The organism is Pseudooceanicola lipolyticus (assembly GCF_002786325.1).
Taxonomy (GTDB): domain Bacteria; phylum Pseudomonadota; class Alphaproteobacteria; order Rhodobacterales; family Rhodobacteraceae; genus Pseudooceanicola_C; species Pseudooceanicola_C lipolyticus.
Window position 1 is genome coordinate 1 of sequence record NZ_PGTB01000094.1, and the last position, 15,902, is coordinate 15,902.

At 62.9% G+C, this 15,902-nt stretch carries 18 protein-coding genes and 1 tRNA gene; 7 read left to right on the forward strand and 12 right to left on the reverse strand.

All coding sequences use genetic code 11. The annotated features are described in order from the left end of the window. From CVM52_RS17350 to CVM52_RS17385, 8 genes are all read right to left on the reverse strand, one after another. Positions 1-527, reverse strand: a 527-nt coding sequence (locus CVM52_RS17350) for a hypothetical protein (protein ID WP_133119877.1), incomplete at its 3' end; no start/stop codon positions are given. Positions 528-937: 410 nt separating this feature from the next. After that, positions 938-1,261 (reverse strand): TfoX/Sxy family protein, encoded by a 324-nt coding sequence (locus CVM52_RS17355; RefSeq protein WP_100163721.1) that lies wholly within the window; start codon positions 1,259-1,261, stop codon positions 938-940. Continuing rightward, the gene (locus CVM52_RS17360; protein ID WP_100163722.1) at positions 1,258-1,623 is read right to left on the reverse strand and encodes a HesB/IscA family protein; all 366 of its coding nucleotides are present in this window, start codon (positions 1,621-1,623) and stop codon (positions 1,258-1,260) included. The genes CVM52_RS17355 and CVM52_RS17360 overlap by 4 nt, the downstream gene beginning before the upstream one ends. Before the next feature lie 33 nt (positions 1,624-1,656). Continuing rightward, positions 1,657-2,376 carry a DUF3307 domain-containing protein gene (locus CVM52_RS17365; protein ID WP_100163723.1) on the reverse strand — a complete coding sequence of 240 codons (720 nt, stop codon included), beginning with the start codon at positions 2,374-2,376 and terminating at the stop codon, positions 1,657-1,659. After that, positions 2,369-3,028: a MarR family transcriptional regulator gene (locus CVM52_RS17370; protein WP_133119878.1), complete on the reverse strand. Its 660-nt coding sequence runs from the start codon at positions 3,026-3,028 to the stop codon at positions 2,369-2,371. Before CVM52_RS17370 ends, CVM52_RS17365 begins: the two co-directional genes overlap by 8 nt. Positions 3,029-3,109: 81 nt before the next feature. Next, positions 3,110-3,472, reverse strand: coding sequence for an SUF system Fe-S cluster assembly protein (locus CVM52_RS17375; protein WP_100163725.1), 363 nt, complete (start codon positions 3,470-3,472; stop codon positions 3,110-3,112). Between the two features lie 154 nt (positions 3,473-3,626). Further along, a complete protein-coding gene (locus tag CVM52_RS17380; protein ID WP_172721026.1) occupies positions 3,627-3,896 on the reverse strand; it encodes an NfeD family protein in 270 nt (89 codons plus the stop codon). Beyond that, positions 3,896-4,789: an SPFH domain-containing protein gene (locus tag CVM52_RS17385; RefSeq protein ID WP_100163727.1), complete on the reverse strand. Its 894-nt coding sequence runs from the start codon at positions 4,787-4,789 to the stop codon at positions 3,896-3,898. Before CVM52_RS17385 ends, CVM52_RS17380 begins: the two co-directional genes overlap by 1 nt. 187 nt (positions 4,790-4,976) lie before the next feature. Here CVM52_RS17385 and tgt point away from each other — a divergent pair, with 187 nt between their 5' ends. From tgt to lon, 5 genes are all read left to right on the forward strand, one after another. Next, positions 4,977-6,110 (forward strand): tRNA guanosine(34) transglycosylase Tgt, encoded by a 1,134-nt coding sequence (gene tgt, locus CVM52_RS17390; RefSeq protein WP_100163728.1) that lies wholly within the window; start codon positions 4,977-4,979, stop codon positions 6,108-6,110. 50 nt (positions 6,111-6,160) lie between these two features. Next, the gene (locus CVM52_RS17395) at positions 6,161-6,811 is read left to right on the forward strand and encodes a hypothetical protein (protein ID WP_100163729.1); all 651 of its coding nucleotides are present in this window, start codon (positions 6,161-6,163) and stop codon (positions 6,809-6,811) included. Next, positions 6,808-7,761, forward strand: a complete 954-nt coding sequence (locus CVM52_RS17400) for a hypothetical protein (protein WP_133119879.1) — start codon at positions 6,808-6,810, stop codon at positions 7,759-7,761. Before CVM52_RS17395 ends, CVM52_RS17400 begins: the two co-directional genes overlap by 4 nt. Positions 7,762-7,843: 82 nt before the next feature. Continuing rightward, positions 7,844-8,941, forward strand: coding sequence for an alkene reductase (locus tag CVM52_RS17405; RefSeq protein ID WP_100163731.1), 1,098 nt, complete (start codon positions 7,844-7,846; stop codon positions 8,939-8,941). 261 nt (positions 8,942-9,202) lie between these two features. Beyond that, positions 9,203-11,614 (forward strand): endopeptidase La, encoded by a 2,412-nt coding sequence (lon, locus tag CVM52_RS17410; protein WP_100163732.1) that lies wholly within the window; start codon positions 9,203-9,205, stop codon positions 11,612-11,614. A gap of 58 nt (positions 11,615-11,672) precedes the next feature. On the opposite strand, the gene CVM52_RS17415 is transcribed toward lon, so the two are convergent. Next, positions 11,673-12,299 carry a class I SAM-dependent DNA methyltransferase gene (locus tag CVM52_RS17415; RefSeq protein WP_100163733.1) on the reverse strand — a complete coding sequence of 209 codons (627 nt, stop codon included), beginning with the start codon at positions 12,297-12,299 and terminating at the stop codon, positions 11,673-11,675. A gap of 127 nt (positions 12,300-12,426) precedes the next feature. On the opposite strand from CVM52_RS17415, the gene CVM52_RS17420 reads away from it, so the two are divergent. Beyond that, a tRNA-Val gene (locus CVM52_RS17420) sits at positions 12,427-12,501 on the forward strand. Positions 12,502-12,537: 36 nt separating this feature from the next. Here CVM52_RS17420 and CVM52_RS17425 read toward each other — a convergent pair. From CVM52_RS17425 to CVM52_RS17435, 3 genes are all read right to left on the reverse strand, one after another. Beyond that, the gene (locus tag CVM52_RS17425; protein ID WP_133119880.1) at positions 12,538-12,837 is read right to left on the reverse strand and encodes a hypothetical protein; all 300 of its coding nucleotides are present in this window, start codon (positions 12,835-12,837) and stop codon (positions 12,538-12,540) included. 143 nt (positions 12,838-12,980) lie between these two features. Then, positions 12,981-14,387 carry a type I glutamate--ammonia ligase gene (glnA, locus tag CVM52_RS17430; protein WP_100163735.1) on the reverse strand — a complete coding sequence of 469 codons (1,407 nt, stop codon included), beginning with the start codon at positions 14,385-14,387 and terminating at the stop codon, positions 12,981-12,983. Positions 14,388-14,424: 37 nt separating this feature from the next. Continuing rightward, positions 14,425-14,763 (reverse strand): P-II family nitrogen regulator, encoded by a 339-nt coding sequence (locus CVM52_RS17435; RefSeq protein ID WP_100163736.1) that lies wholly within the window; start codon positions 14,761-14,763, stop codon positions 14,425-14,427. Between the two features lie 169 nt (positions 14,764-14,932). Here CVM52_RS17435 and CVM52_RS17440 point away from each other — a divergent pair. Beyond that, positions 14,933-15,902 (forward strand): NAD(P)H-hydrate epimerase (locus CVM52_RS17440; protein ID WP_100163737.1); only part of this gene is annotated, 970 nt, incomplete at its 3' end.

The window sequence follows — 15,902 nt, forward strand, 5'->3', positions numbered from 1 at the left end:
TCGGGCAGGGGGTCGACAATCACCGTGTCCTGCCACAGCGGCAGCGCGACCGGCCAGCGGCCCAGCGTTTCCGTTTCGGTATAAAGCAGCAGTTCGGCGCCGTCCGCGCCGCGCCCGGCGACACCGGCCCACAGATCGCCGGCCCGCCCCAGCGCCTCCTGCCGGCCAAAGCGCGGCTCGAACCGGTCATTGGCGGCACTGAAGGCGCCGAGACAGGCGCTGAGTTCGTCCTGCGTTGCCACGGCGCCCGAAGGCCAGGCGGTGACGCCATCCTGGCCGCGGAACAGAAAGCTGCCATCCGGGCGGCGGCAATGGCTTTCATCCATCAGGGAGAGCGCCACCTCCTGCGCACCGTCCGGCGTGATGCGCAGAAAGCCAAGGTCCGGCCCCTCGGCCCCGCGGCGGGCCGCCACCAGTCCGATCTGGTCATCGCCGAGCCAGTAGAGATCTTCGGTTGGCGCCCAACCGTCGGCCAGCGGCAGCAGCTGCGCCGCCAAGCTGTGCGCCTGCTGGGCCTTCGCGGTCATCGGCGCCGACCCGATAAAAACGGCACAGGCGATCGCCAGGAAAAGTTGGATTGCAGTCCAGTGGTGCGGGGCATTTCTCATGGCGCTCCGCTATAAATCCCGGCGCCTGCGCCCGGCCCAGCCGGCGCGCATGAATAACAATCGCGTTTCAAATCCGTCCCCCCGAAATCACAACCCATCAAATATCTCGTGGCACTTCTTCACCCCACCACGATATTATGCGGTCAGGCTAGCAAGGCGGGGAAGCGCGCTCAATAAAAACATCGCCGCTTAAAGTTTAAGCGTTTGGGGAAACATGATTTTTAGTGCGGGCGCGGTGGTCACGGGGGTGACCTAGCGTAAACAATTTGGCGGATTCAGCGCCTTTTATCGACGGTCGGGAACCGCTTTTTTGCTTTGGCTCCGCCGGATTACAGGCAGTCCAGCGCCGCGCGGGCCAGGGTGCAGGCCTCGTCGGGGTCTTCCAGCGCCGCCTCGGGCAGGCGCCAATAGGGCATGGCCACCGCCTTGCCGGTCTTGCGGGTATGCACCCAACGCTCCCATCCTTCGGCCTCGATCCGGTCGCGGAACCTGCCGGCGCCTTTCAGGAACAGGGTGCCGTCGCTGAGCAGCAGGGCAAAGACGGTGCCGTCGCGATAAAGGCACAATCCGCCGAACATGCGTCTGAGGGTGACGTCCCCCAGCCCGCTGAACAATTCGAGGGCGAAGGCGATCTCGCCCTCGCTGACGCTCATTCGCCGGCCGAGAGCTTTTCGTCGAACTTGATCGATTCCCCGCAGCCGCAGGCATCAACCACGTTGGGATTGCGGAACTTGAAGCCGGATTCCAGCAGCGAGACCTGGTAATCGATCTCGGTCCCGAACAGGAACATCTGCGCCATCGGTGCAATCATCACCCGCGCGCCGTCCTGTTCGACCACCTCGTCCATCGGATCGGTCTGGTCGACATAATCCATGGTATATTCCATGCCGGCACAGCCGCCCTTTTTGACGCCAATGCGCAGGCCGGAATGGCCGTCGCGCGCCATCAGCCGGGCGATCTGCTTTGCCGCAGCGGGGGTTATGGTGACGGCCTGTTTGCCGGGAATGGAGAACATCGGTCAGATCCTGTTACGCATTCTGCTCTCAATCTAGGGGGATTGCGGCAGGATTCCAATGGGGGGCAGGTGGGAAACAAGCGCCAGGGTGGCCCATCCGGCAACCATGGCCCAACCGAACGAGGCCAATGTGCCGACAATGACATATTCGCCGGCGCGCTGATCCTTTGAGGCGGTTTCGAAGCGCAGCACCGATTTGGCGGCGATCAGGAACCCGATGCCGGCCGGCTGGCCGACGATGATCAGCAGATAGATGATGCTGCGCTCCAGCAGGCCGATCAGGCGACCGCCATTGGGCAAGCCTTCGGGCAGCATGCTCTTGTCCCAGGGATCCACCAAAAGCGCCACCGCCTGGCCGCCTGCGGCTGTGGCGATGATGCCGCCGGCCCCCAGCGCCATAACGGCGGGCAGCCCGTCCAACCCGGCCCAAAGCCCGCCGGCAAACAGGCCAGGCGACAGGAACGCTACGGCCAGCAGGGTGGCCACATGCGCTGCCTGGTCGAGCAGGAAGGCCCATAGCCGTGCGGGCATGGCAAAGGCGGTGACGGTGTTGATGGCAAGAGAGGCGGCAGCAATGGCCAGCGGCTCCCAGGCATCGACCCGCCCAATCGCGGCCTGGCTGGCGACAAGCACGATCACCGCGTGCAGGATGAGCGTTGCCGCAGGCGGCCGGGATGCTGGCAGGCCATTGGTTTTGAAGAGAAAGTCGGTAGCTGCATGGGCCAGCAGCAGGGCGGTGGCGGTTTCAAGCATCTTGACCTGCGTGTTCTGTCTCTCGACCGGTCTCCAGGCTGGTCAAAGCCTGCAGCAGCGCCGGATAGCGCGCGGCGTCCAGCGCCTTGGACACCGCCTGGCGGGATTTGCCAAGACGGTCAGCAACATCCGTCGCGGTGGGAACATGCACCGGTGCCAGGAAGGGAGCGATTGCCGCCGCCTGCGGCTGGGTCCAATCGCGCGAGATCCGGTCGGCCAGGATGAAGGCGGCGTTCAGCGGGCCATGGGGGTTGAATTCCATCCTCACCGCGTCCTCGTTGCTTTTTGCCCAGTCCAACGCGGTGCCGGAGGCGACGAACACCGCCTCGGTTTCGTAATTCAAATCGGGGTGCAGGGTGGCGGGCCGTTGCCCTTCGGCGGCACCGATATAGGTGTCGAGCGTGCCGCTTTTCGCTCTGAGCGCGGCGCGGAAGGCCAGGGCCGAGCGCAGCGCATATTTCGGCTGTGCCAGCACCACCTGCCAGCCATCGCCGCGGTGGCGCGTGAAATGCAGCGGCGCGCCCTGCCATCGGGCCTGCAGTTCGGCGCAGTCCCGCAAGGCGCTGAAGGCCACGGATATCTGATCGCGGCTCAGCGCGGTCGAGGCGACAAGGTCACCCGTCAGAACAGCGATAGGCGTATCCGGTTTCATCGCATCCAGTATAGGGTGCGATTCGAATTTTGCAACCATTTTTGGTTGCGTTTTAAGGAGTGCTACCGAAAGAGGCTGCGCTTACATAAAGCCCAGTTCCAGTCGCGCCTCGTCGCTCATCATCTCCATGCCCCAGGGCGGTTCCCAGGTCAGGTCGACATCGACATGGCGCACGCCGGGGATCGGCTCGATCGCCTCGGCCAGCCAGCCCGGCATTTCGCCGGCAACCGGACAGCCCGGCGCGGTCAGCGACATGATGATCTTCACGTCGTTCTCGGAACTGATATCGATGGTATAGACCAGCCCCAATTCGTAGATATTCACCGGGATTTCGGGGTCATAGACCGTTCGGCACGCTTCGACGACCTGGTCGTAGAGCGGGTGATCGGTGGTCGACGGCGCAATCAGCGGCGCACCTTCCAGCGGTTCGGGGGCTTGGGACATCGGGACCTCGTGTCGTTCCTGAGTGATTATATAGGAAAACCGGGGCCAAGCGTCCAGAGGGGGCGACGTTCCAGCGCGCCGCAGCCCGGGGCCCCGATCCGGGGCCGCATCGGCCGCAGGTGACGCGCCGGCACGGCAAGGGCGCCGGGGTAAGCTAGTCGTTGATATCCTTGTCGAAATATTTCACCTGCCCGCGCGGGGCGGCGAAAAAGCGGCGCAGCACCAGCCAGGCCACCAGCGACAGCGCCGCAAACAGCAGCAGCAGAACGGACAGGGACAGCGCCAGCCCGAAATTCAACAGCAGCAACGCCACCGCCAGCGCGCCGATGGCAAAACCCAGGAAGACAAAGCCCGGGACCAGCACCTCGAGGATGCCCAGCACCAGCGCGGCACACAGCCAGACCCACCAGATGGTCCAGAACATCATGCCTTGCCTCCCTTCAGCAGCTTGAAGGCGTCACCGAAGGCCTCCAGCGCATTGGCGGGCAGCACGATGGTCTGCTTGCCGGCGCCGTTGCCCAATGCGTTCAGCGCCTCGACCTGTTTCAGCGCCACCTGGTACTGCGCCGCCTCCAGACCGTTTTCGGCGATCGCCTTGGCGACGACGCCGGTGGCATAGGCTTCGGCATCGGCCTGGATGCGGCGTGCCTTGGCGATCTGTTCGGCGGCGTAGAGCTCGGCATCGGCTTGCAGTTCGACCGCGCGTTTCTTGCCCTCGGCCTCGGTCACCTGGGCGCGGCGGGCACGCTCGGCATTCAGCTGCTGCAACATCGCGTCGCGGGTCGCCTGGTCGAGATTGACGTCCAGGATCTCGGCGCGGGTGACTTCGATGCCCCAATTGTCCACCGCATCCTCGACGCTGGTCTTGATGGTCGAGATCAGCTGCGCCCGGTTCGACTGCACGTCGTCCAGATCCATCTTGCCGATCTCGGCGCGCACGATCCCGGCCACCGTGGTGGCGATGGCGGCATCGACATCGCGGATGCGATAGACGGTCTTTTCCGGCTGGGTGATGCGGTAGAACACCGAGGTATCGACCTGCACCAGCACGTTGTCGCGGGTGATCGCATCCTGGCTGGCGGTGGGCAGCTGACGTTCCAGGATCGAGATCTTGTGTTTCACCACGTCGAGGAAGGGCACGACAAAGTTGATGCCCGGCCCCAGCACCGAATGCAGCCGCCCGAACCGTTCCACCACGTGTTTTTCCGATTGCGGCACGATGCGCACGCCCTTGAGAATGACCAGGATCAGCAGCGCCGCGCCCAGCAGATAGGCCAGGTTGCCTGCCAGAAGGTCCAGAATGTCGTTTTCGGTCATGGCGATCTAACTCGGTTGCAATGGGTTTCGGGAATTCCTTGCAGAAAACTTGGGCAGCATTCGGGCCAATCCGGCCCCGCCTGGCCCGCGTTTTGCCATAGCCCGCGGCGATTGGCGAAGGGTATTTGCACCGCGCGCCAGGCCGGGGATCTTGCGCTTTCAGCCGGTAACGGTCAGAAGCGCGGGCATGAGCGCACGTTTTTCCTTTCAGCTGGCCGCCACCGACGGCGCGGCGCGCACCGGGGTGATCTCGACCCCGCGCGGCGAGATCCGCACGCCGGCCTTCATGCCGGTGGGCACCGCCGCGACGGTCAAGGCGATGCTGCCCGAAAGCGTGGCGGCCACCGGCGCCGACATCCTGCTGGGCAACACCTATCACCTGATGCTGCGCCCCACCGCCGAGCGGATCGACCGGCTGGGCGGGCTGCACCGCTTCATGAACTGGGACAAGCCGATCCTGACCGATTCCGGCGGGTTCCAGGTGATGAGCCTGGCGGCCCTGCGCAAGCTGACCGAGGAGGGCGTGAGTTTCAAAAGCCATATCGACGGCTCGAAACACATGCTGACCCCGGAACGGTCGATGGAGATTCAGCGGCTGCTGGGCTCGGACATCGTGATGTGTTTCGACGAATGCCCGGCGCTGCCGGCAACCCAGGACCGGGTGGCCGAAAGCATGCGGCTGTCGATGCGCTGGGCGGCGCGGTCGAAAGATGCCTTCGGCGACCGGCCCGGCCATGCGCTGTTCGGCATCCAGCAGGGCGGCGTGACGCAAGAGCTGCGCGCCGAAAGCGCCGAGAAACTCAGGGAAATCGGCTTTGACGGCTATGCCGTCGGCGGGCTTGCCGTGGGCGAGGGGCAGGAGGCGATGTTCGGGGTGCTGGATTATGCTCCCGACATGCTGCCGGCCGACCGCCCGCGTTACCTGATGGGGGTGGGCAAGCCCGACGACATCGTCGGCGCGGTCAAGCGCGGCATCGACATGATGGATTGCGTGCTGCCCTCGCGCTCGGGGCGCACCGGGCAGGTCTTCACCCGGCGCGGCGTGCTGAACATCAAGAACGCCCGTCATCAGGACGATCCGCGCCCGCTGGACGAGGACTGCAGCTGCCCGGCCTGCCGCAGCTATTCGCGCGCCTATCTGCACCATGTGTTCCGGTCGCAGGAGATTATCAGCTCGATGCTGCTGACCTGGCACAACCTGCATTACTATCAGGAGCTTATGGCCGGCATGCGCGCGGCCATCGCAGAAGGACGCTTCGCCGCCTGGGAGGCTGATTTCCATGCCGGGCGCGCGGAAGGAGACTTGCCTCAGCTATCTTGAATGGGCAAATTCGGATTGTGAATTTGCTTAATTAGAAGTTGGGGAAGTTGATGGCCAAAGAATTGTCTTGTGCTCAGGCCGTTGATTGGTGGAGTGGCGAACGACTTCGGGTTGCCCGTGAACTTGAGGAACGCTTTCCTCTACTTCTGATCAAGATCAATACAATAATCGACGAGATGCCGATGCGCGCCTTCGTACTGCGCAAAAGCTTCAATACCTCTCAGATCGAGCCAATCGCAAAAGAGTGGATCGAAAAGGAATTCAAGCGTTTTTCTTCTCAAATTGAAGAGTCCTTTGAGTCTTCAGTTCTTGAACCCACCGAAGAGCAGAGTGTCGGCTGGACGGCGGGCGAGTTTATGACAACCGGAGTGGCGGTGGCCTTCAGCGTCGCGCCTATTGCTGCACTGCCCTTCGTCGGCGGTCTTGTTGTTACAACAGGCGTGTTGTTTCCCACCGCCTCGATTGCAGTCGTTCCCGCGGCGATTGTCGGGGCCGGCGCTGTCGCTTTGGGATACGGTCCGAGCGTCCGCGGTTGGGCGAGCGCCAGGTTGAGAGAAAACTACCGGATGCTTGTTCATACCGGACTTCGCAATCGCGTGCTGGGGAACAAGTCCAAACCCGAGATCGGTTCGCTCAAGGGGGCGCTATTTGCAGAACTTGATCAGCTGTTGAGCCGGCGGCTGGAGGAGTTGAACTGTTGATTGATACGATACCGTTCCGCGTTCCAAACGAATTTCTAGTTGAACAGGCATTGGGGACTGTCAAGCGCTATGGCGCGATCCTCAAAGATGTGGAGACTGGCAGGATCGTGGCGCATGTTCAGGAAACCGGCATGCTTCAGCGAATCTTGGATGTTGGACTCTCGGTTGAGCCAAGTGGCGCAAGCAATATTCTCGGTTTGGTCCAGAACGCTAAGATCATCAACCAACTTAATGCTTTGCAACAGTCCTTTCAGTTTTTGCAGTCGCTGCAGTTGGTCAATATCGCGTCATCTGTAGCGGGTATAGGCGTTTCTGCGGCAGGGACGGCTCTCGTGCTTCGGCGCTTGAATGTGGTCAACCAACGGCTCGGCCGAATTGAGGAAACTGTTGGAAAACTCCCACAGCAAATTCGAGATTTGGATATTCGCAAAACGCTGACCGAGGTCAAAACGGCACTTGAACGCCTGGCGGGTAGCGCGCAACGGCGCGATGCTGATGACGTTACAAGATCAGCCGAAGAGCGGCTACACTATGCGTTTGACCGACTAATGGCGGGAACCGAAGAGACGCTCAAAGACGAAGAGCCTTCACCTGAGTTGTTGAAGACCCTGCTTTCAGGACTTTCGCTTTGCGGTAGCGCGCAAATCAGGGCTCTGTATGCGCTGGATGAAATGGACAACGCTCGGGCTGCTGCGCGCAGTCAATATCAAAAGGTTCATACACTTTCGATGAGTATGCCCTACGATATTCTCTTGGAAAAGCTACAAGGCAATATAACCCAGTTGGATCAACTCACGGTTGATTTTTCGGAATTGCGTTATCGCTTTGCTTCGGTGCCTGATGTCACTGAGCGTTTGATTGATCTAGGCGTAGATGGTCCTGCTTATCTCGCGCGATTGGAAGGCGAGAGCACTCACCCCATTCTGATCTTACCGGCGGACGACTTGTAAGTCGCCATGTGACCCCTTGCCGCGGCGCGGCGGCAGCATAAGTGCACAGTCCAACCTGCACCGCTAACGGAAGGACCGCCTGATGAGCGACGCTCTGTTCACCCCCTTTACCGCCGGCGCGATCGACATGAAGAACCGCATCGTGATGGCGCCGCTGACCCGGAACCGGGCCGACAATGACACCGGCGAGGTCGGCGAGATGCATGTCGATTATTACCGCCAGCGCGCCGGCGCCGGACTGATCATCACCGAGGCGACGCAGATCAGCCCCGAGGGCAAGGGCTATCTCGCCACGCCGGGGATCTATACCCAGGCGCAGGCGGCGGCCTGGAAACGGGTGACCGACGCGGTACATGCCGAGGGCGGCCGGATCGTGGTGCAGCTGTGGCATGTCGGCCGGATCAGCCATGTGTCGCTGCAACCGGGCGGCGCGCAGCCGGTGGCGCCCTCGGCGATCCCGGCGCGATCGAAGACCTTCACCCTGAACGGGTTCGAGGAAACCTCGCCGCCGCGCGCGCTCGAGCGTGACGAGCTGCCGCGCATCATTGCCGATTACGTCACTGCCACGCTGATGGCGCGCGAGGCCGGTTTTGACGGGGTCGAGGTGCATGGCGCCAACGGTTATCTGCTGGACCAGTTCCTGAAGACCGGCACCAATCTCCGCGAGGATGCCTATGGCGGCAGCGTCGAAAATCGTGCGCGGCTGCTGCTGGAGGTGATGGCGGCGGTGTCCGGCGCCTGGGAGGGCGGCCGCGTCGGCCTGCGCCTGTCGCCGTTCTCGCCCGCCAACGCCATCAGCGACGCCAACCCGCAAGAGACTTTCGACTATGTGGTGCGGGCGCTGAACCGCTTTGGCCTGGCCTATCTGCACATGGTCGAGGGCGCCACCGGCGGCTCGCGCGACCTGGCCGAAGGGCACAGCATCGATGCCCTGCGCAAGCTGTTCGACGGGCCCTATATGGCCAATAACGGCTATGACCGCGACCTGGCGCTGGAGGCGGTCGCCTCGGGCCGCGCCGACATGGTTGCCTATGGCCGACCCTATATCGCCAATCCGGACCTGGCCGAACGGCTGCGCCGCGACGCGCCGCTGAACCAGGGCGACAGCAAGACCTATTACGGCGGCGGGCGCGAGGGCTATACCGATTATCCCAACCTGGCCGACGAGGCCGCGGCCTGAGCCTTTGCAATGCCCGGTCCCGCCCTGACCGGGGCGGGCCGGCCGTGCCGCCCGACGCGGCGGCCGGTGTATTTTCAGCAACCCTGAGCCAATTCGTGACTTGCCCTCGCCGGTGCGGGAGGTCATGCTGCCACGCAGCCGAGCAAGGGTGAGGTTGAAAACCGGTGGGCCGAGACCCACCTTAACCTTCCAGGTGCGGAGATGGTCAAGAGCTGCCGACAAAGGGGCCAGAGCCATCTTGCCAATACGTAAGGAAAGAGCATGCAAGAACCTTTGAACTCCTCCTATCCGGTCCTGCCGCTGCGCGATATCGTGGTCTTCCCCCACATGATCGTGCCGCTGTTCGTGGGGCGGGAGAAATCGGTCCGGGCGCTTGAAGAAGTGATGGCCGACGACAAGCAAATCCTGCTGTCCAGCCAGGTCGACCCGTCGGTCGACGACCCGACCACCGATGGGATCTATCGCGCCGGCGTGCTGGCCAACGTGCTGCAACTGCTGAAACTGCCCGATGGTACCGTCAAGGTGCTGGTCGAGGGGCAGGCGCGGGTGCGGATCACCGATTTCCTCGACAATGAGGAGTTTTTCGAGGCGCGGGCGGAATACCTGACCGAGATGCCGGGCGACATGGCCACGACCGAAGCGCTGCTGCGCACGGTGGCCGATGAATTCGCCCGTTATGCCAAGGTGCGCAAGAACATCCCCGAAGAGGCGCTGGCCGCCGTCAGCGACAGCACCGATCCGGCCAAGCTGGCCGACCTGGTCGCCGGCCACCTGGGTATCGAGGTGGACCGCAAGCAGGAGCTGCTGGAAACGCTCAGCGTGAGCGAGCGGCTGGAAAAGGTCTATGGCCTGATGCAGGGCGAGATGAGCGTTCTGCAGGTCGAGAAGAAGATCAAGACCCGCGTCAAGTCGCAGATGGAGAAGACCCAGCGCGAGTATTACCTGAATGAGCAGATGAAGGCCATTCAGAAGGAGCTGGGCGACGGCGAAGAATCCAACGAGGTTGCCGAGCTTGAGGCGAAGATCGCCGAGACCGACCTGTCGAAAGAGGCCCGCGAAAAGGCCGAGGGCGAGCTGAAAAAGCTGAAGTCCATGTCGCCGATGAGCGCCGAGGCCACCGTGGTGCGCAATTACCTCGACTGGATGCTGTCGATTCCGTGGGGCACCAAGAGCCGGGTCAAGAAGGACCTGGGCCGCGCCCAGGATGTTCTGGACAACGACCATTACGGCCTTGAGAAGGTCAAGGAGCGGATTGTCGAATACCTGGCGGTGCAGCAGCGCAGCAAGAAGATGAAAGGCCCGATCATGTGCCTGGTCGGCCCTCCGGGCGTCGGCAAGACCTCGCTGGGCAAATCGGTTGCCAAGGCCACCGGGCGCGAATTCATCCGTATCTCGCTGGGCGGGGTGCGCGACGAATCCGAGATCCGCGGCCACCGGCGCACCTATATCGGTTCGATGCCGGGCAAGATCATCCAGGCGCTGAAAAAGGCCAAGACGACCAACCCGCTGATCCTGCTCGACGAGATCGACAAGATGGGCCAGGATTTCCGCGGCGACCCGGCCTCGGCGATGTTGGAAGTGCTGGATCCGGAACAGAACAACACCTTCGTGGACCACTATCTCGAGGTGGAATACGACCTGTCCAACGTGATGTTCCTGACCACCTCGAACAGCTACAACATGCCTGGGCCGCTGCTGGACCGGATGGAGATCATTCCGCTGGCCGGCTATACCGAGGATGAAAAGCGCGAGATCGCCAAGCAGCACCTGATCCCGAAACAGGTCAAGAACCACGGCCTGAAGGCCAAGGAGTTCGAACTGACCGACCCGGCGCTGACCGAGATCATCCGCACCTATACCCGCGAAGCCGGGGTGCGGAACCTGGAGCGCGAGATCGCCAAGGTGGCGCGCAAGGCGCTGACCAAGATCGTCAAGAAAGAGGTCGAAGAGGTCAGCGTGACGCCGGACAACCTGGACGATCTGCTGGGCGTGCCGAAGTTCCGCTATGGCCTGGCCGAGAAGGAAGATCAGATCGGCGTGGTCACCGGGCTGGCCTATACCAGCGTCGGCGGCGAGTTGCTGTCGATCGAGGCGCTGCGTCTGCCGGGCAAGGGCCGGATGAAGACCACCGGCAAGCTGGGCGACGTGATGAAGGAATCGATCGAGGCGGCATCGTCCTATGTCCGTTCGATCGGGCCCAAGATCGGCATCAAGCCGCCGCGCTTTGACCGCTGGGACATTCACGTTCACGTGCCCGAAGGCGCCACGCCCAAGGACGGGCCGTCGGCGGGCCTGGCCATGGTGACCTCCATCGTCTCGGTGCTGACGCAGATCCCGGTGCGCAAGGACATCGCCATGACCGGCGAAGTCACGCTGCGCGGCAATGCGCTGGCCATCGGCGGGCTGAAGGAGAAACTGCTCGCGGCGCTGCGCGGCGGCATCAAGACGGTGCTGATTCCGCAGGAGAACGAAAAGGACCTGCCCGAGATCCCCGATAACGTGAAAGAGGGGCTGGAGATCATCCCGGTCAGCCATGTGTCGGAAGTTCTGAAACTGGCCCTGGTCAGCGTGCCCGAACCGATCGAATGGGACGAGGCCGCCGAAGAAGAGGCGGCCGCCGCCAAGGCCGCGCTGACGGCCGAGCAGAAGGCGGCCGCGGCCACGGCGCACTAAGCCGGACCACCTGACAAGACGCGATACCGGGCGGGGGCCAAGCCTCCGCCCGCTTTCTTTAGGGCAGGGTGCCGCCGCCCTGCCGGGCCAGCCACACCGTTGCCCCACCGCAGCCCGCATCCTCCACCACATGGCGCAGCACTTCGAAGCCGTTGGCCGACAGCAGCGCGCGATACGCCCTGCTGTCGAGACTGGCATGATAGAGCGGCTGGCCCGCGAACGCGCCGATGGTCTCGCCCTGCGCGGGGCCGGTGGTGAACATCAGCACCGTGCCCGGATGGGCCAGGCGCTGGAAGGTCGCGAAGATCGGGCGCTGGTCGTGCGGGGGCAGGTGGAACAGGCTGTGCCAGGCGATCAGCCCGTGAAAGCGGCCCAGAGCGGGCAGGGCGCGCATATCCGCGGTGATCCAGCGCTGCTCCGGGAACCGCGCCTGCGCCCGCGCGATCATCGCGCTGGCGCCATCGACGCCGGTGAGGCGGCAGCCGCGGCCGATCAGGTGCCGGGCCATCGGCTCACCGGTGCCGCAGCCCAGGTCCAGTATGTCCCGCCCGCCCGGTGGCAGCGCCTGCAGGAATGCCGCCAGCCAGTCGCGTTCGATCAGACCTTGGCTCCGCCGGTGCGCAAAGGCCGCCACATGCGCCTGGTAGAGCGCAATAACGTCGGAGGCGGCGTCGCGATGAGACATATCGGCATTCTGGACATCGCCGGGCGCGCTGCAAGCCGCGCCAAACCCCCTGCGCGCAGCTTTGCGGCACAAACCGGCCAAGACCCCCTTGCAGTAGCCGGCGAGTGACGCTAATACCCCGGCTCACGGGTGATTAGCTCAGTGGTAGAGCGCTTCGTTCACATCGAAGATGTCAGGAGTTCAAATCTCTTATCACCCACCATCCTCCCCTTGGATTCAGGCCTTCGCCAAGTCGACCCTAAAGACCTGACTTCGCGGTCGCCGGCCCCGTGCTGCCCGCCGCGGCAATCCCCGACAAAAATTCCGACTGCTCCAGCACCGCCTGCGGCAGCAGCGCGATCAGCCGGTCGGAATAGACACCGCATACGGCCAGCAGCGCCAGCGGCAGGAGCAGGCGGCGCAACCGGCGGCGCGGCTTGGCCTGGATGTTCCATTCCTCGCCCACCATCGGCGCGATCACCGGCATCGGCGGCAGCTTGCCGCTGGCGCGGGCCTCGATCCGGGCGATGCGCGTGGAAAAATCGGTTCTGTCGGCCATGAATCCCAATCTCCGGCGGGGGGGCGTCCCCTGCGGGGTCGCATGGAATACCGACGGCACTGTGCAGGAATGATGGCAAAACTCTGGAATCAAAAAGGGCGCCGCAGCGGGCGCCCTTTTCATTTTTGCAAACAGGCTGCCGATCAGCAGCTGTAGTACATCTTGTATTCCACCGGGTGCGGCGTGTGCTCGTAGGTTTCGATCTCTTCCATCTTGAGCTCGATATAGCCTTCGATCTGGTCCTTGGTGAACACGTCGCCGGCCAGCAGGAAGTCCATGTCGGCTTCCAGCTCTTCCAGCGCTTCGCGCAGCGAACCGCAGACCGTCGGGATGCCGGCCAGTTCTTCGGCGGGCAGGTCATAGAGGTTCTTGTCCATGGCTTCGCCCGGATCGATCTTGTTGATGATGCCGTCGATACCGGCCATCAGCAGCGCCGCGAAGGCCAGGTAGGGGTTGGCCGACGGATCGGGGAAGCGGGCCTCGACGCGCTTGGCTTTCGGCGATTCCGACCACGGGATCCGCACGCAGCCCGAGCGGTTGCGGGCCGAGTAGGCGCGCAGCACCGGAGCTTCGAAGCCCGGGATCAGCCGCTTGTAGCTGTTGGTGCCGGGGTTGGTGAAGGCGTTCAGCGCCTTGGCGTGTTTCAGGATGCCGCCGATGTAATACAGCGCCTCCTGGCTGAGGTCGGCGTATTTGTCGCCGGCGAAGAGCGGCTTGCCGTCCTTCCAGATCGACATGTTGACATGCATGCCGGTGCCGTTGTCGCCGGCAATCGGCTTGGGCATGAAGGTGGCCGACTTGCCATAGGCGTGTGCCACGTTGTGGATCACGTATTTGTATTTCTGCAGTTCGTCGGCCTGCTTGGTGACCGGTCCGAAGATCAGGCCCAGCTCGTGCTGGCACGAGGCCACTTCGTGGTGGTGCTTGTCGACCTTCATGCCCAGGCGCTTCATGGTCGAGAGCATTTCCGAACGCAGGTCCTGTGCCTCGTCCACCGGGTTGACCGGGAAATAGCCGCCCTTGACGCCGGGCCGGTGGCCCATGTTGCCCATCTCGTAGTCGGTATCGGTGTTCCACGAGGCGTCCGTTGCATCAACTTCGTAGGATACCTTGTTGATGCTGGTGGAGTATTTGACGTTGTCAAACAGGAAGAACTCGGCCTCGGGGCCCATATAGGCGACATCGCCCACACCGGAGGAAATCAGGTAGGCTTCGGCCTTTTGCGCGGTGCCGCGCGGGTCGCGTTCGTAAGGCTCACCGGTATCCGGCTCGACAACCGAGCAATGGATGCAGGCGGTTTTTTCGGCGTAGAACGGATCGAGATAGACACTTTCGGTGTCCGGCATCAGTTTCATGTCCGAGGCTTCGATCGATTTCCAGCCGGCGATCGACGAGCCGTCGAACATGAAGCCCTCTTCCAGAAAATCCTCGTCAACCTGATCGGCCAGAACCGTCACGTGCTGCAGCTTGCCGCGCGGGTCGGTGAAACGGATGTCGACATATTCGACGTCCTCGTCCTTGATCAGTTTGAGAACTGCGTCCTTGCTCATTCCTTGGGATCCCCCTTTTTTGGAATTTTCTATCAACTCAGAGCGCGTCCGAGCCGGTCTCGCCGGTGCGGATGCGGATGCACTGTTCGACGGATGTGACAAAAATCTTGCCGTCGCCGATCTTGTCGGTTTTTGCAGCCCCGATGATCGCCTCGATGGCCGCCTCGACCAGGTCATCGTCCAGTACGACCTCGACCTTCACCTTGGGGAGGAAATCAACGACATATTCGGCGCCGCGATAGAGCTCGGTATGGCCTTTCTGGCGGCCGAAGCCCTTCACCTCGATCACGCTGAGGCCCTGGACACCCACATCCTGAAGCGCCTCTTTCACCTCGTCGAGCTTGAACGGTTTGATGATCGCTTCGATCTTCTTCATGTGAGCCTCCTCGCAATCGGTGTTCGTTGGGGTGAGAACACTTCTCATCACCCGCCACAATCGGATAGGGTTTCGGCGGTAACAGACCGGACATGGAATGTCCGGAGGTGCCTTTATTTTGTGCGATATGATCACAATTTAGGCGGGATTGGAATACGGGGCCTTCGGAATGAGCGAATTGCTGACCGCGGCACAGATGCGGGCCATCGAGCAGGCCGCCATTGCCAGCGGCGAGGTCACTGGGCTGGAACTGATGGAACGCGCCGGGCGCGGCGTCGTCGAGGCGGTTTTCGAGGAATGGCCAGAGCTTTCCAAGGGCTCCTACCGCGCCGTCGTCCTGTGCGGGCCGGGCAACAATGGCGGCGACGGCTTCGTGGTGGCGCGGCTGCTGAAGGAGCGGGGCTGGGAGGTGGAGGTGTATCTCTACGGCAACCCGGAGCGGCTGCCGCCGGATGCGCGGGTGAATTACGAGCGGTGGGGGGCGTTGGGGGAGGTGTTCCCGTGGGATGATCAGGCAATCAAGGATCGCGTCGAGGATGATCACGAACAGCATCCCGATTTTCAACTGGTCGTGGATGCGCTTTTCGGGACCGGCCTGGCTCGGCCGATGCCGGATGACACCGATCTGATGTGGCAAGGGTTGATGCCCGAACCCCTGTCGCATTACGCTCACATGAAAGGAGCAACCCGTTACGTCGCTGTCGATGTCCCCAGCGGCATGTGCAGCGATAGCGGCAAGCATATGGGAGCATTGCCGACACATCTGACTGTGACCTTCCATGCCCCTAAGGTTGGACACTACATGAGTGAAGCCTGCGGCAACTATGGTGGCACTCATGGCTGCAACAAGATCAAGGTTGTGGATATCGGGCTGAAGGATGAGCTGAGTCCTGAAACAGCGCGCCTTTCAAAGCCCCAATTGGGAATGCTTGGGAAATTCACTTCCTCCCACAAATACACCCACGGTCACGCCCTGATCCTCTCTGGCGGCGCCGGCCATACCGGCGCGGCGCGATTGGCGGCGCGGGGGGCGCTCAGGATCGGGGCAGGGCTGGTGACGCTGGGCGTGCCGGGATCGGCGCAGATGGAGGTGGCGGCGCAGGTCACGGCGCTGATGCTGCGGCGGCTGGACGGGGCCG

Excerpts from the sequence above, each read along its gene's own strand:
- tgt (WP_100163728.1), top strand. The coding sequence starts at position 4,977 with ATGAGCGCACGTTTTTCCTTTCAGCTGGCCGCCACCGACGGCGCGGCG.
- CVM52_RS17395 (WP_100163729.1), top strand. The coding sequence starts at position 6,161 with ATGGCCAAAGAATTGTCTTGTGCTCAGGCCGTTGATTGGTGGAGTGGC.
- CVM52_RS17405 (WP_100163731.1), top strand. The coding sequence starts at position 7,844 with ATGAGCGACGCTCTGTTCACCCCCTTTACCGCCGGCGCGATCGACATG.
- CVM52_RS17365 (WP_100163723.1), bottom strand. The coding sequence starts at position 2,376 with ATGCTTGAAACCGCCACCGCCCTGCTGCTGGCCCATGCAGCTACCGAC.
- CVM52_RS17435 (WP_100163736.1), bottom strand. The coding sequence starts at position 14,763 with ATGAAGAAGATCGAAGCGATCATCAAACCGTTCAAGCTCGACGAGGTG.
- CVM52_RS17370 (WP_133119878.1), bottom strand. The coding sequence starts at position 3,028 with ATGAAACCGGATACGCCTATCGCTGTTCTGACGGGTGACCTTGTCGCC.
- CVM52_RS17425 (WP_133119880.1), bottom strand. The coding sequence starts at position 12,837 with ATGGCCGACAGAACCGATTTTTCCACGCGCATCGCCCGGATCGAGGCC.
- glnA (WP_100163735.1), bottom strand. The coding sequence starts at position 14,387 with ATGAGCAAGGACGCAGTTCTCAAACTGATCAAGGACGAGGACGTCGAA.
- CVM52_RS17380 (WP_172721026.1), bottom strand. The coding sequence starts at position 3,896 with ATGTTCTGGACCATCTGGTGGGTCTGGCTGTGTGCCGCGCTGGTGCTG.
- CVM52_RS17415 (WP_100163733.1), bottom strand. The coding sequence starts at position 12,299 with ATGTCTCATCGCGACGCCGCCTCCGACGTTATTGCGCTCTACCAGGCG.
- CVM52_RS17375 (WP_100163725.1), bottom strand. The coding sequence starts at position 3,472 with ATGTCCCAAGCCCCCGAACCGCTGGAAGGTGCGCCGCTGATTGCGCCG.
- CVM52_RS17385 (WP_100163727.1), bottom strand. The coding sequence starts at position 4,789 with ATGACCGAAAACGACATTCTGGACCTTCTGGCAGGCAACCTGGCCTAT.
- CVM52_RS17360 (WP_100163722.1), bottom strand. The coding sequence starts at position 1,623 with ATGTTCTCCATTCCCGGCAAACAGGCCGTCACCATAACCCCCGCTGCG.
- lon (WP_100163732.1), top strand. The coding sequence starts at position 9,203 with ATGCAAGAACCTTTGAACTCCTCCTATCCGGTCCTGCCGCTGCGCGAT.
- CVM52_RS17355 (WP_100163721.1), bottom strand. The coding sequence starts at position 1,261 with ATGAGCGTCAGCGAGGGCGAGATCGCCTTCGCCCTCGAATTGTTCAGC.